Genomic DNA, 14,802 nt, shown 5'->3' on the forward strand with positions numbered 1-14,802 from the left:
GTTTTTGACTGTAAAAATTTTACTCTACCCATCTTAGGTTAAACTTTTTGGCTTTCCCTTGCCATTTTCAACTTGAAAATTATTATTTGGGAACTGTCACCACAACCAGCCACCAATCCTTAATCCATCTCACCAGCTTAGCGACTTGACTAAAATCCATAAGCTTAGCGATGTAGCACCGGGCTGACAGGGCATAAAACTTGACCATCTCTTCATCGGCTGCTGAGGTTGTCATAATTACCACCGGAATCATTTTTAACTTGAGGACTGAGTTAATTTATATCAATATGTACAACCATTTTTTTTAGGCAAAATCAAGTTAAGCAGAATTAAATTAGACCGAGAAGGTGAACCGAAAAGCCTGCTTTATTCAATAAATTTATTGCTCATAGCATATTTTATACTATTTTCCAAGTGTTAAAAAGTGGCTTGTCGCCAGCTTTTATAAAGTTTATTCAGCATCGCTAAGCGTATCATCCACCCGCCGAATTTCCATAGGTTGAAAACTTTTATAGCGTGCATAAGCAAAGCATCTGTTCGTTTAATTTAGAGGAAGTTTGACGACTGCCAGCCAGAATTCCTCAATTAACCTGACTACTTTAGTAAATTCTACGAAGTCTACTGGTTTTGTTATGTAACAGTTGGCGTGGAGGGAGTATGACTTAAAAATATCTTCTGGAGCTGCTGAAGTGCTGAGAATCACTACAGGAATTAATTTTAACTTTGGATCAGTTTTAATTTCTTCTAGCACTTCTATACCGCTTTTTTTCGGTAGATGCAAATCGAGCAAAATCAAATCGGGACGAGGTACCCTGAGATAGGGTTCTTTTTGGCGCAAAAACTTGATTGCTTCGACTCCATCCTCCACAAAATGCAAGTTATTCAATATTTTACCCTGACTGAGGACTTCTATTGCCAAATCGGCATCGCTGGGAGAATCCTCAATCAGCAGAATCTCTATAGGTCTAACAGTGCTTCGATCGCTCATAACCGGCGTATCCTTTAAAGTATAAAAACAAAATTGAATTTTGAGGCTTCAGGTACTAATTATAGGAATAGTGAAGTAAAAAGTCGCTCCTTTTCCCTCTTGAGATTCCACCCAAATGCGACCGCCGTGGCGTTCAACAATGCGCTTGCACATCGCCAAACCTATACCAGTACCGGAATATTGGCGGCGGGAGTGCAGGCGCGCAAAAATGATAAAAATGCGCTCGGCATACTGCGGATCGATGCCAATGCCGTTATCGCGGACACTGAACACCCATTCGCTCTCTTGCCTGCAGGCAGCGATATGAATCAACGGGATATCTTGGCGACAAAATTTGATGCTGTTGGCGAGCAAATTTTGGAATAATTGCACCAGTTGAAATTCATCCGCCATCACGGTTGGCATCGCGTCGCAGGTGATTACAGCTTTTGTTTCGGCGATCGCAATTTGCAAATTGCACATAGTTTGCTTAACCACAGCGTTGCAGTCCGCCTGCTCAAACTCCTGACCCCTCGTTCCCAGGCGCGAATACGCCAACAAATCGTTAATTAACTGCTGCATTCTGGTGGCGCCATCGACAATATAATGAATATACTTATCTGCGCGATCGTCCAAATTTCCTTGATAGCGCTGGGCAAGCAATTGAGTGTAACTGGTAACGGCTCGGAGCGGTTCTTGCAAATCGTGGGAAGCCACATAAGCAAATTGTTCTAATTCCTCGTTGGAACGCTTCAAATCTTCTGTAAGTTGCAGCATTTGCTGCTCTGCTTCTTTGCGGCCTGTAATGTTGTAAACCAAGGCGCAACAAGACAGCAAATTCCCCTGGGAGTCCATGACGGGACTGGTAGACATATCAGTCCAAATATCTTTGCCGTCCTTGGTTTTGAATTTAAATTCGTGTTGTTCACCAATACCTTGCTTGCGCCGCTCGATATTTTCAATAGCTTGTGGTTTGTCCCGTTCGTCCATGAAATCAAAAAGCGACCGCCCGAACATTTCTAATTCACTATAACCTAGCATTCGCGCCATTGCGTGGTTTACGTAAGTCGTGAGGCTATTTCTGTCAATTACCCAAATACCTTCTTCTGCTAATTCAACTATTTGCCTGTACTTGAATTCGCTTTCTAGCAAAGCAGTTTCAGTTAGTTTCCGCTCAGTGATATCTTTCATAAAACAGTGGTGACCGTTAAATATCCCTTGTGCGTCGCAAGCTTTTACCATCGTTAATTGCTTATAAAAAAACGAGCGATTTTTTCGGACTCCTCTAGCTTCAACTTCTACTTTGCCAGAAATTAGCATTTCCTGATAAGCTGAGAGCATCATCTCAACATCGCCCGGATGTACGGTGCTCTGCCATTCCATGCCAAGCATTTGTTCCGGTTCGTAACCGCATTTATGAGCGTAAGCTCGGTTAACCTTCACGTAGCGCCCCTCAATATCCAGTCGCGAAATGCCTTCCACCGCATTTTGCATGGCACTGGTTAGGTCACGCAGCTCTTTTTCAGCTTGTTTGCGATCGCTAATATCCTGACCGATACCCAAAAAACCGTTAATATTTCCGCTACTATCAAATAAGGCAGTCACTGACAGCAGTACCGGAAACCGCGAACCATCTTTGCGAATGTAAGTCCATTCATTTTCGTCCGCGATTTCCCGGCACGGCAAGGCAAATAATACTTGAATTCCCGGCTCTATTTTCACTCCTAATGCTTGAGAAAGAACTTCAGCTCTTTGAGCGACCTCCAGCGGATCGTGAATTATTGCTAGCGTTACTTTCCCGACTACTTCTTCTAGCGAATAACCTAAAAGTTGCTCTGCCGCCCGATTAAATGTTTTAATTGTACCGTCGGGATCTGTAGAAATAATTGTGTAGTTAGCGCTATTAAGAATTGCATTTTGCAGTTGCGTCAATTCCAACAAAGTGAGTGCAATTTTTTCGCGGTAAGCTATTTCTTTTTGCAATTGGTGGTTAGAAATTTCGATTTGAGCAGTGCGCTCAGCAACTCGATGCTCCAGAGTTTCATTGAGCCGTCGATTTTCCTCTTCTATCTGCTTGCGTTCTGTAATATCAGTAATAGTACACACATAACTTTTAACCTCCCCATTTTCTCCGATTTTACCGACAGATTGACCGAAGACCCAACTGATTTGAGTGTGATGAATGCCTTGAAAGCGGTACTCAGATTTAAACGGCAATTTCTCCTGCGCGGCGCTATACCATTCAGAAAAAACCCGATCGCGGTCGTCTGGGTGAATGCCTTGCAACCACCCTTTGCCCAAAGCTTCATCACAGGTTATTCCCGAAATTTGACACCAGCGCTCGTTGACATACAAGCAATCTCCTCCAGCATCTGCATAAAATATTCCTACCGGCGAAGCTTCAGTTAAAGTTTGATAGCGAGCTTCCGTTTCTCGGCGTTCAATTATTTCTTTTTGCAGTATTAAATCGATCATCCCTAATTGAGTTGGACTCAGCAGAGTTAATGCTTGGGGAACGAAAGGAATTAAGGCAAAAGCGGTGTAACCAGAAATCGCGGCGGTAATAATTTTTAGAATGCCAGAAGCCCAATAAACAGGATGCCAGAGCGTCCAAACTTCCATTATATGAGTAGAGCCACAGGATATAATAAAGGCTGCACACAGCCAAAAGATATTGCGAAAGGGTAAGTCTTTTCGCTGAACGATAAAATAAATTAGGGATAGCGGTATTGAATAGTAGGCCAGGGCAATTATAGAGTCTGACACTATGTGGAGCGCGACTAGCTCTCGCTGCCAAAGGTAACAGTAGCCTTGAGGAATATAATTCCCGGTGAATAACAACTGATTTAAAAAATTCCAAATCATCATAAATGGAATGGGTAATCGAGAATTAGTAATTGGTAAGCGGGAATTGGTAATTGGTGATTTAACCCAATGACTTATAACCTATCTCAAATTTTTGAAAGATACAGTCTTGAACGCACCGGGGGCTAAAAACCCGGTTTCTGGTTAGATGCCTCGTTGCCAAACCGAATATTGTCGTAGAAACTGGTTTTTCTTCCGTAACTCTTAATATAGCAATTCTTAATGATTCGCGAGTTCTAGCGAGCTCTAGGTTGGGTAGAACGAAGTGAAACCCAATATTCCGATTTTAGATTTTAGATTTTAGCTTTTCCTTCCTTCTTTCTTATCTTCTAGATAACTAAAGCCTTCTCTCCTAGATAACTAAAGCCTTCTTCCATTTATCTGTTACATCTGTTACATCCGAAGAAAGCTAATCCGTTGCCGAACTTCCTTCGGCTATAAAAAATGGGGCGAGCTCGAAGCCCGCCCCACCAAAATTTATGCTGCTGCTATTAACCCAACAGCGCCTGAGCCTTAGCTACCACATTATCAACGGTGTAGCCAAACTTTTCTAAAGCAACGGGGCCCGGTGCAGAAGCGCCGAATCTGTCAATACTGAGGCTATCGCCTTCAGAACCCAAATAACGTCCCCAGCCGAAGCTAGAACCTGCTTCAACGGCCAACCGCTTAGTAACAGCTTTCGGCAGTACAGATTCACGGTAAGCGGCATCTTGTAAGTCAAACAATTCCCAGCAAGGCATCGAAACTACGCGCACTTTATTACCTGCGGCGCGCAATTTTTCAGCCGCATCAACGCAGAGGTAGGTTTCGCCACCGGTGCCGATTAAAATGATGTCAGGAGTGCCGCCGTCGTCGGACAAAATGTAAGCGCCTTTGGCTGTTCCTTCGATCGAGCTTCCAGCCAAGTTAGGCAAGTTTTGGCGCGACAAAGCCATTAAAGTTGGGCGGGTGCGGCTTTCAACTGCCACTTTGTAAGCGCCGGATGTTTCATTACCATCCGCAGGGCGCATTACCAACAAATCGGGAATTACTCGCAGAGAAGCGATGGTTTCCACGGGTTGGTGAGTGGGGCCGTCTTCGCCCAAGGCTACGGAGTCGTGAGTCATTACATAAATAACTCCAGCTTCCGAGAGTGCAGAGAGGCGAATTGCTCCCCGCATATAGTCAGCAAATACCAAGAAAGTAGCGCAGTAAGGAATTAAACCGCCGTGCAGAAGCATACCGTTGGCGATCGCACCCATGCCGTGTTCCCGCACACCAAAGCGCAGGTTACGTCCTTCGTACTGACCTTTTTGGAAGTCTTTTTCACCCTTGAGCAAAGTCATGTTAGAAGATGCCAAGTCAGCGGAACCGCCGATCAGTTCAGGTAACACACTTGCCAAAGCATTCAAACATTTTCCAGAATGATTCCGAGTCGAATCGGCCTTATCTTCTGCCTTGTATGTCGGCAAAACTTTATCCCAACCTTCAGGAAGTTTACCGGCAACTGTGCGCTCATATTCTGCTGCTTCTGCAGGATATGCTGCTTTATAAGCATCAAAAGCTTTCTGCCATTCTTGCTCAGATTGAGCGCCACGTTCGACTGCTTTGCGGAAGTGTGACAAAGCATCATCAGGAATCTCAAACGGTGCGTGTTCCCACTTCAAGAAATCGCGAGTTGCTTGCACTTCATCGCTACCCAAAGCAGCGCCGTGAGCACTGTAAGAATTGCGCTTGTTGGGAGAACCGTAACCAATGATGGTACGGACTTTAATCATGGACGGTTTGTCCGTGACTTTTTTGGCTTCTTCAATAGCTTTGTGAACTGCTTCTAGGTTAGTATCTTCGTCTAGAGCGGTATTGTCTACTGTAATAACGTGCCAATTGTAAGCTTCAAAACGCTTGCCGACATCTTCAGTAAAGGCCAAGCTTGTGTCGCCTTCAATAGAAATGTGATTGTCATCGTACAAGGCAATTAATTTGCCTAGTCCGAGGTGTCCGGCCAAAGAACAAGCTTCGCCAGAAACGCCTTCCATGTGGCAGCCGTCACCCATGATGACATAGGTGTAGTGGTCAACAATTTTGTGGTCGGGCTTGTTAAACTTAGCAGCGAGGTGAGCTTCTGCCATTGCTAAACCGACGGCATTAGCAATTCCTTGTCCCAGGGGGCCGGTGGTAACTTCTACGCCTTCGGTGACGAAGTTTTCGGGGTGTCCGGGGGTTTTGGATTCCCACTGACGAAATTGCTTGATGTCGTCGAGGGTGACGCTATCGTAGCCGGTCAAGTACATGAGGGCGTACTGTAGCATACAGCCGTGGCCGGCGGAGAGGACGAAGCGATCGCGATTAAACCACTTGGGGTTTTTGGGGTTGAACCGCATGAACCGATCCCACAGCACAAAAGCCATAGGGGCAGCGCCCATCGGCAGTCCCGGGTGTCCTGATTTTGCTTTTTCTACCGCATCGATGGCCAAAAAGCGGATAGAGTTGATGCAGAGTTCTTCGAGTGATTGGGTTGCAACAGCCATAATTCTGGTTTTTATACGTTAAGAGAGAGTGTGTGTGGTCGATTCTGACAGAGGTGCGATGAGCCGAGTTCGATCGCTCGCGTTTCTGCTGTTCAGTTTCTGTGGAACTGCCGTGAGGCTGCACTACATATCATCTCACCAGTTGCGATCGACAGACAACTTAATTTTTTAATGTTTCGGTCGCTTTGTGCACTCGATCGCAAATTGTTATCGGAGATATTTCTGGGGCGAGTGCGGCTCTGTGCTATCCGGCTACGATAGGGTGTAACTTAATTATTTGGCAAATTGGCTCTCAAAGCTGCCCAGTTATGATAGAGTTTGGTGTTTCTGACATCTTGCAGCTTTGTCACGAACAGGCAAGATGCCTGTTCCACAAAGAGTGAATTTTCTTGTGGGGCGTTGCTCAAAGCAACGCCCGATCGCACGATCGCCAGAATAGTGCAAGATGTCAGATATTTGTAATTTTAATCAGGCAATAACTAATGACTCTCAGTGAAGCCGAAGTCCGCAGTCAAAAAGTAGACGAACTGCGATCGCAAGGCATAGAACCTTATCCCAGTGAATCCTACGCGCGATCGCACACAGCCCAACAAGTTCGCGAAATATTTAGTCAGCCGGGAAAAGAACTCGCAAACGGAGAAAGTGACCCCGAAGAAATTCCCCTGCGATTAGCCGGCCGCATCACTTCCAAGCGAGACAGCGGCAAAATTGGTTTCATCGATTTAAAAGACGCCACAGACAAAATTCAACTCAAAATCGAGAAAGCAATCGTCACCGGCGAAGTCGGTTTGAGCTTTGAACAAATTAAAAAATTGCTCGATGTCGGCGATTTTGTCGGCGTCGAAGGTATCGGCTGCCGCACCCCCAGGGGAGAACTTTCTATTTTAGTGAGGGAATTAAAGCTTTTATCAAAAGCTACCATTCAATTTCCCGATTCTTATTATGGAATTAACGACCCCGAAGTTTGCCGCCGTCACCGCGAAATGGATTTGGCAAGCAACCAAGATGCGCTCAACCGTTTTATGCTTCGCAGCCGCATCGTTCAAAGCATCCGTTCCTATCTGTGGCAAGCCAATTTTTACGAAATAGAAACACCAACACTGCAAGCTATTTATGGCGGTGCTGCTGCTAAGCCCTTCATCACTCACCATAATGCTTTGGAAGTGGATTTATATTTGCGAGTGGCTCCCGAATTATTCTTAAAAAGAGCAATTTGCGGCGGTTTCGAGCGAGTTTTTGAACTAGGGAAAGCATTTAGAAATGAGGGAATTGACAGCACCCACAATCCAGAGTTTACCTCTTTAGAGGTTTACCAAGCTTATGCCGATGTTTTCGACATTTTAACAGTTGTCGAAGACGTGATATGTTTCGCAGCGACGGCGGTATTTGGGGATGTCAAGGAAATTGAAAATCAGGGGGAAACGATTAGTTTAGAACGCAAGTTCGACTACAGCGAAAAATATCCGGGTTTCAGCGGCAAACACTGGCAAGTGAAAACGATGGTAGAAGCTGTCAGAGACGAGTTTGGGCTGGATTTTGACAGTTTGGACTTGGAAAGTGCGATCGAATCTGCAAGCAAACTCGAACTGCACCTGTCTAAGTTAGAACAACAGAGTTTAGGCTACGTGCTGTATGCAGTTTTTGACAAATTAGTTGTTCCCAAACTAATTCAACCTACCTTCATCATCGACTATCCTGTCGAAGTCAGTCCCTTAGCAAAAGGACATCGCAGCAAGCCGGGATTTGTAGAACGTTTCGAGCTATTTATCAACGGTACAGAATACTCGAACGGCTTCTCAGAATTGAACGATCCGAAAGAGCAAAGAAAGCGGTTTGAGGAACAGTTAGCACAGAAAAATGCGGGCGATGATGAAGCGCATCCAATGGATGAAGATTTTATTCAAGCGCTATCTTTGGGGATGCCTAACTGTGCCGGAATGGGCATCGGCGTAGACAGATTGGTGATGCTTTTAACTAATACTCAAAGCATCCGCGATGCGGTGATGTTCCCGACAATGCGGCCGGTCAAAGATTGATTGGAGTAGCTTTTTTAACCGCAGATTTCGGCGGATTAACACAGATAAACGCCGATGAAATTACATCGGCGTTTATCTGCGTTTATCTGCGGTTAAAAAAACATTTTTTATATCATCGCATAAACGAACCGACAACACCGTTCATATCTTCAGCCAAAGGATTTCCCAAAGCCTTAAACTTCCACTCGCCGCCTTCTCGATAAACTTCTCCCATCAACATATTTAATTTTCCTTCATAAGATGGGTCATTAGACAAGCGATAGCGAGCGATTTCTTTCCCGGCGGCATCTACAGCTCTCACAAAAGCATTTTCTACCAGGCCGAAATGCTGTTTTCTCTCTTTTCCATCGTAAATATTTACGCCCAAAATAATTTTGTGATATTCGGCTGGCAAAGAGTTCAATTTCACCAATATTTGTTCGTCGTCTCCGTCTCCAGCCCCCGTGAGATTGTCGCCTGAGTGAACAACTGTTTTGTCCTTTGACTCCAAATGAGAGTAATAAATTACATCCTCTTTGTAGTTCTTTATTTTGCCATTTTCTCCCAGCAGCAGAGCGTAGGAATCTAAGTCAAAATTTGCACCGCTGCTGCGGCCGAAAAGACCTTGTTTAGATTTCGCTACATCCCAGCCCAAAGCCATTGTTAGTCTGGACAAGTCGTATTCGCTTTTGCTGAGAACGATCGATTGTCCTTTTGTCAAGTTGATAGCCATAGTTTTGTGATTCTGTAAGGTTTATTTTGAAGTTGAATGATTGCCCTAAGCTAGCATTTTGTTGGCCGGCAAAAGCTGTTTCTAGGGTAAGAGATTTTTGATTCGTGCTGATTTTACCCAATGTGGATATTCTGCTGTCAACAAATCGTATAATTCCTCATCGGCAATATGTTCCGGGTCTTCTAAACTGAAGAAATCGGCGTTGTCTAGGTAGCCATGGCCCATTTGGTCAAGCTGCTCTAAAAAGCTAAAATCGCTCGCTACGGCTCTTGCTAACCACCCTCGAACTCCCTTACTTTTGACATCTTTCTGCGACTTGCCGATCGCCATAAACTGCCAAAATATCGGTTCGTGGGACGACCATTGTAGCTGCTGCTTGCTTTCCGACTCGTCCGCAGTTTCTCCATCCGTTACAAACATGACGTAGACAGGTCGATCTGCTTTAATAGCTGCGTAGCGCCTGCTACCGCGAGCGTCAGGAAAATAGAAGTTTCTAATTTCCTTCATCACTTTACCGTAGTAAGTACCTGGTTCTAAAGGATACTGTTGCAGTATATGGTGGATGAAGTTTGAGAAATTGTCGATCGACATTTCACCGGGATTGTGGGGGTTGACCCCAAACAGAAATATGTCGATCGATCCGTTGTCATCAAACCGACATCCCAAAGCCAAAATCTTCTCTGCCAAACGCTGAATTTTTCCTGAACTGTACAGCGAAGACATGGAACCAGAAATATCGAGGCAAAGCGCTACTTGAGCATTGTGATTTGTTAAATTTGCTTTCTTGAGCGAGATATCTGCTTTCTTCGCGAGATTGAAAATGTGCGGCGCTTTCTCCTCAAGCTTTTTGTCTAATGCTATAGCTTTCTGACTTTTGTGGCTATCTTCAATAACTGGTAATTTAGGCAGTTCTACTGTACGTTGTGCTGGCTTTTCTTGCTGTTGAATCTCTGAATGATACTTGTCAACAAAACTCTGCAACCCTGCTTTATATCCTTGTCCTACGGCCTGAAATCTCCAAGCTGCATCTTTTTTATACAACCGTCCGAACTCGACTGCTGTTTCTTCAGAAAAACCTTCTGTTAAATCATACCGGGCTAGTTCGCTGTCGGTTTCGCGATCGTACAATCGGATAAAAGCATTACTGATTTGGCTGAAATTTTGATGTTTAGCGTGTCCGTCGTGAATCGTGACCACAAAAACCATTTCCTCAACAGCAGCCGTTACCTTTTCTAAGTCTACATAAATTGTCTCGTCATCGCCTTGAGTTTGACCAGTTTGATTATCTCCCGAATGGGCGATCGCTCCGTCCGGCGACTGCGAGTTATTGTAAAATACAAAGTATCTTTCATCGGGAATTTTGCCATCAGAACCTAATGCAAAAACCGAGGCATCGATATCGCAGCTTTGCTGGTTTGAGTCCGAGAAATTTAGTTCAGTTGCTATTTCCCAACCCAGCGCGATCGCAACTTTTGTTAAACTTGGAGATGTTTTAGAAAGATTAAATCTTTCGCCTTTCTTTAATTGAATTCCCATCTGGTTTATCACCTCATGAGTCTGGCTTAAAATCGAGGGAAACATTCCTACTTCCGAATTTTCCCTCGATTTATTTAGCTAGTAGCGATCGCCCTTTTATCCGGCATACTTGTCTACAAAGCTTTGCAAGCCGGAATTGTAGCCTTGTCCTACAGCTTGGAACCTCCACTCACCGTCTTTCTTGTAAAGCCTGCCAAACTCTACCGCTGTCTCCCTAGAAAAATCCTCGTCCAAATCGTACTTAGTTACCTCTGTGTTAGTAGTAGTGTCGTAAATCCTAATAAAAGCATTCCGCACTTGACCAAAGTTTTGCCTTCTCGATTCTGCTTCGTGGATAGTCACCACAAACACAATTTCTTGCACTGCCGGATCGACTTTGGTTAAATCGACTGTAACGGTTTCATCATCGCCAAATCCTTCTCCGGTTCGGCTATCTCCCAGATGTATTACAGAAGTGTCCGGCGACTCCTTGTTGTTGTAGAAAACAAAGTATTTTTCGCCGGGAATTTTGCCAGTAGCCCCCAACATAAACACGGAAGCATCTAAGTCAAATGCTGCTCCGGTATCTGTAGCATTGATATCCCATCCCAAACCAATCCCGGCATTTTTTAGCCCCGGTGCTTCTTTAGAGAGATTGATTCTCCCGCCTTTTTCCAAATTGATAGACATTCGCCCTCCTATTCACAACATCACTGGCGTTACTACTAGCAATTATATCAAGTGTTATAGTAAGTTGACAATTTGCTTTTGGTACTCGTCCTCTGTGATTAGTTCGTGGGTATTTTCCACTCTGTCTAAAAACACGATTCCATCTAAATGGTCGTGTTCGTGTTGAAAAATTCGGGCCACAAAGTCTGTCAATTCTTGTCGGTGGAGTTTGCCGTCTCTACTGGTGTATTCTATCTCGATCGCCGTACTTCTGGGCACCAATCCCCGAATCCCCGGAATGCTCAAACAGCCTTCCCAGTCTTTGACTGTCTCTGTTGATGCAGCCACAATCCGGGGATTAATCATCGCTGTGGGCTCCATGTTGGGTGCTTGGGGATAGCGCAGGTTGGGGCGCGATGCGACGATGAACAGGCGATCGGACTGAGCCGCTTGAGGGGCGGCAATCCCCACTCCGTTTGCCTGCTGTACGGTAAATATTAAGCTGTCAATCAACTGTTGGATGCGATCGTCCTTAATATTCTCGACAACTTGCGACTGGCGGCGCAGTACGGGATTTCCTAATTGAGAAATTTGCAAGATTTCTGCCATATTAATTAGTCATTGGTAATTGGTAATTGGTAATAACCATCAACTGTCAACTGTCAACTGTCAACCGTCAACAGATTATCCAACTTTTTGAACCGGCAAACTCCCCGGTTTAACAGTCAAATTAACTATTTGCCCGTTACGGTTAATTTCCATTTGCAACAGCCCGCCCACCTTAGCATTTTGCACGAACTCCTGAACAGCTTCCGACTGAATAATCGGCTGATTATTAATTTTTTGAATCACATCTCCAGCCCGCAAACCGGCTGCTGCTGCGGGAGAATTAGGAACAACGCTAACAATAGCCACACCCCGATCGACTGCAACTCGCAGGCTGCTGTTAGCGTTGCTGTTAATTTGCTCCTTAACCTCTGGATTCAGCGTCGCCATTTCAATTCCCAAATAAGCGTGTTCGACTTTCCCCGTCGAAATCAGTTCCTTCGCCACCTGTTGCGCCGCCTGAATGGGAATCGCAAACCCCAATCCTTGAGCACCTTGAATAATCGCCGTATTCATGCCAATAACTTGGCCCGAAGCATTCAGCAGCGGGCCGCCGGAATTCCCCGGATTAATTGCAGCGTCTGTTTGAATAAAACCGATCCGCTTGTCGGGTACGCCCACATCTGAGCTCGATCGCCCCGTAGCGCTAATAATTCCCGCAGTTACGGAATTGTCCAAACCCAAAGGATTGCCAATGGCGATCGCCCATTCCCCAGGCAACAGCTTATCCGAATTGCCGATCGCCACTACAGGCACATTATTCGCCTCAATCTTCACCACAGCCACATCCGTCACCTTATCAGCCCCCAACACCTGCCCCTGAAAGCTGCGGCCGTCCTTGAGAGTTACATTTACCGTATCGGCTCCCTCTACAACGTGAGCGTTAGTGAGAATCAGGCCGTCGGCACCGATGACAAAACCCGAACCAGTACCCCGTTCGATCCCGCCCCGGCCCCCCGAATTCGGTTCTCTGCCAAAAAAATCTTCCGGCGACAGCCCTCTATTTCCCGGTTTCACCCGGCGCGAAGCATCGATCCGAACCACTGCCGGGCCAACTTTTGCCACCGCAGCCACAATAAAATTCACATTAGCCGCGTCGCCTGACAAGGAAACCGGCGGCAAGACTTTGCTAACTCGATCCTTTTCCTTTGTATTAGGAGGCAGTTGCAATTTCGGTTCCAGCGCCCTTTGTCCCGAATCGCCAGAATTTCCACGAAATTGAGAAACCGTCAGACGATCGCCCAACATGGCGGCCCCGGCTCCCGTTACCAGCAGCAATATGTAAATTGCCGGTTGCTTCCAAAATTTGCCAGTAGAACTCTTCATGGCCATGTTTTAAGGCTTTCCTGCCAAATCTAAATATTTGCTGAACAGCTCCCCGATACCTGGTTTGGGCTGCAGAGCCGCCAAATTTTTGGGCGATGGCGTCCCGCCCCGCAAGCTACGGCAGACTCCCTTAAACTTTAACATCTGAGGACTAAACTCTCTAGAGTAGAATTAATATCTTGAATGCCGATCGGCAGAGGTGAGCAGTGGACATTCCCCTCGAAAGTCTGTGGAATCAGATACTTGAACGTCTCCAGGTACAACTGAGCAGACCTAGCTTTGAGACGTGGATCAAAACTGCCCGCGCCGAACAACTCGAAAATAACTGTTTGATCGTCAGCGCCCCCAACCCCTTTGCTCGCAATTGGTTGCAAAAATATTACAGAGAAATCCTTGCCGATGCAGTGTACGAAATTCTCGGCTATCCCGTAGACATTTACTTGACAATTGCTGGGGGCAACGAAACAGGTGGCAGCAGTGACTCAGCCATGATTTGGCCTTCCCCCATCGCCGCCGATGTCCCCGAAAGCCACTCGCTTCACCCCCCCAAACCCGCCAATTTAAACCCGAAATACGTATTTTCCCGCTTTGTCGTCGGTTCCAACAACCGCATGGCTCACGCGGCCTCCCTCGCGGTAGCCGAGTCTCCGGGCCGAGAATTCAATCCCCTATTTTTGTGCGGTGGCGTCGGTTTGGGCAAAACTCATTTGATGCAGGCGATCGGTCATTATCGCTTAGAAATTGACCCCAACGCCAAGATTTTTTACGTTTCTACTGAGAAATTTACAAACGATTTAATCGCGGCAATTAGGAAAGACAGTATGCAAACTTTCCGCGATCATTATCGAGCAGCCGATGTTTTATTAATAGATGATATCCAATTTATTGAAGGCAAAGAATACACTCAAGAAGAATTTTTCCACACTTTTAATACTTTGCACGAAGCCGGAAATCAAGTAGTTTTAGCTTCCGATCGCCCGCCGCAGCAAATCCCTCGCCTGCAAGAGCGTTTGTGTTCCAGATTTTCCATGGGATTAATTGCCGACATTCAATTGCCCGACTTGGAAACTAGGATGGCAATTTTGCAAAAAAAAGCCGAGTATGAAAATATGCGTCTGCCGCGAGATGTCATTGAATACATTGCTTCTAGTTACACTTCCAACGTTAGGGAATTGGAAGGTGCTTTGATTCGGGCGGTAGCATATCTTTCAATTACCGGTTTGCCGATGACCGTGGAGAATATCACCCCGGTTTTGAACCAGCAAACTGAAAGCTTAGAGGCGACGCCAGATGCAGTAATTGCAGTTGTGGCTGAAGAGTTTGATGTTTCTGTGGAAGATTTGAAAGGCATTTCTCGCAGGCGTGAAATTAGTCTTGCCCGTCAAGTAGGGATGTATTTAATTAGGCAGCATACTGGTTTGAGTTTGCCAAAGGTGGGCGAAGTGTTCGGCGGCAAAGATCACACGACTGTGCTTTACAGTTGCGACAAAATTGCTCAGTTGCGGAACACTGACCCGAATTTGGCTCAAACTTTGCGTCAGTTGAGCGATCGGATTAATGTTGTCAGCCGTAAAACTTAATTTGAAGTCAGTTGTCTGT

12 protein-coding genes are annotated in these 14,802 nt (G+C 45.6%); 3 read left to right on the top strand and 9 right to left on the bottom strand.

Translation table 11 applies throughout. The annotated features are described in order from the left end of the window. Positions 1–82: 82 nt before the first annotated feature. The 4 genes from QUA25_RS00355 to tkt form a co-directional block, all read right to left on the bottom strand. Positions 83–235, bottom strand: coding sequence for a hypothetical protein (locus tag QUA25_RS00355; protein WP_333034688.1), 153 nt, complete (start codon positions 233–235; stop codon positions 83–85). Between the two features lie 306 nt (positions 236–541). Beyond that, positions 542–988 (bottom strand): response regulator, encoded by a 447-nt coding sequence (locus tag QUA25_RS00360; RefSeq protein WP_333034689.1) that lies wholly within the window; start codon positions 986–988, stop codon positions 542–544. Between the two features lie 48 nt (positions 989–1,036). Then, positions 1,037–3,835, bottom strand: a complete 2,799-nt coding sequence (locus QUA25_RS00365) for a PAS domain S-box protein (protein WP_333034690.1) — start codon at positions 3,833–3,835, stop codon at positions 1,037–1,039. A 488-nt stretch (positions 3,836–4,323) separates the two neighbouring features. After that, positions 4,324–6,339: a transketolase gene (gene tkt, locus QUA25_RS00370; protein WP_333034692.1), complete on the bottom strand. Its 2,016-nt coding sequence runs from the start codon at positions 6,337–6,339 to the stop codon at positions 4,324–4,326. A gap of 34 nt (positions 6,340–6,373) precedes the next feature. Between tkt and QUA25_RS00375 the strand changes: the two genes are divergently transcribed. Continuing rightward, the gene (locus QUA25_RS00375; RefSeq protein WP_190274302.1) at positions 6,374–6,511 is read left to right on the top strand and encodes a hypothetical protein; all 138 of its coding nucleotides are present in this window, start codon (positions 6,374–6,376) and stop codon (positions 6,509–6,511) included. Positions 6,512–6,821: 310 nt separating this feature from the next. Further along, the gene (lysS, locus tag QUA25_RS00380) at positions 6,822–8,375 is read left to right on the top strand and encodes a lysine--tRNA ligase (RefSeq protein ID WP_333034696.1); all 1,554 of its coding nucleotides are present in this window, start codon (positions 6,822–6,824) and stop codon (positions 8,373–8,375) included. 112 nt (positions 8,376–8,487) lie between these two features. Here lysS and QUA25_RS00385 read toward each other — a convergent pair whose 3' ends face one another. From QUA25_RS00385 to QUA25_RS00405, 5 genes are all read right to left on the bottom strand, one after another. Beyond that, positions 8,488–9,087 (bottom strand): TerD family protein, encoded by a 600-nt coding sequence (locus tag QUA25_RS00385; protein WP_333034698.1) that lies wholly within the window; start codon positions 9,085–9,087, stop codon positions 8,488–8,490. Positions 9,088–9,168: 81 nt separating this feature from the next. After that, a complete protein-coding gene (locus QUA25_RS00390; protein ID WP_333034701.1) occupies positions 9,169–10,623 on the bottom strand; it encodes a TerD family protein in 1,455 nt (484 codons plus the stop codon). 96 nt (positions 10,624–10,719) lie between these two features. Further along, positions 10,720–11,292 carry a TerD family protein gene (locus QUA25_RS00395; RefSeq protein ID WP_333034702.1) on the bottom strand — a complete coding sequence of 191 codons (573 nt, stop codon included), beginning with the start codon at positions 11,290–11,292 and terminating at the stop codon, positions 10,720–10,722. Positions 11,293–11,346: 54 nt separating this feature from the next. Then, positions 11,347–11,880, bottom strand: a complete 534-nt coding sequence (gene def, locus QUA25_RS00400) for a peptide deformylase (protein WP_333034703.1) — start codon at positions 11,878–11,880, stop codon at positions 11,347–11,349. Positions 11,881–11,955: 75 nt separating this feature from the next. Further along, on the bottom strand, positions 11,956–13,203 hold the full coding sequence (locus tag QUA25_RS00405; RefSeq protein ID WP_333034705.1) for an HhoA/HhoB/HtrA family serine endopeptidase: 1,248 nt from the start codon (positions 13,201–13,203) through the stop codon (positions 11,956–11,958). Between the two features lie 206 nt (positions 13,204–13,409). Here QUA25_RS00405 and dnaA point away from each other — a divergent pair, with 206 nt between their 5' ends. Beyond that, the gene (dnaA, locus tag QUA25_RS00410; RefSeq protein WP_333034707.1) at positions 13,410–14,783 is read left to right on the top strand and encodes a chromosomal replication initiator protein DnaA; all 1,374 of its coding nucleotides are present in this window, start codon (positions 13,410–13,412) and stop codon (positions 14,781–14,783) included. Positions 14,784–14,802: the final 19 nt, after the last annotated feature.

The sequence above is a fragment of the Microcoleus sp. Pol17C6 genome, from assembly GCF_036701145.1.
Lineage (GTDB): Bacteria > Cyanobacteriota > Cyanobacteriia > Cyanobacteriales > Microcoleaceae > Microcoleus.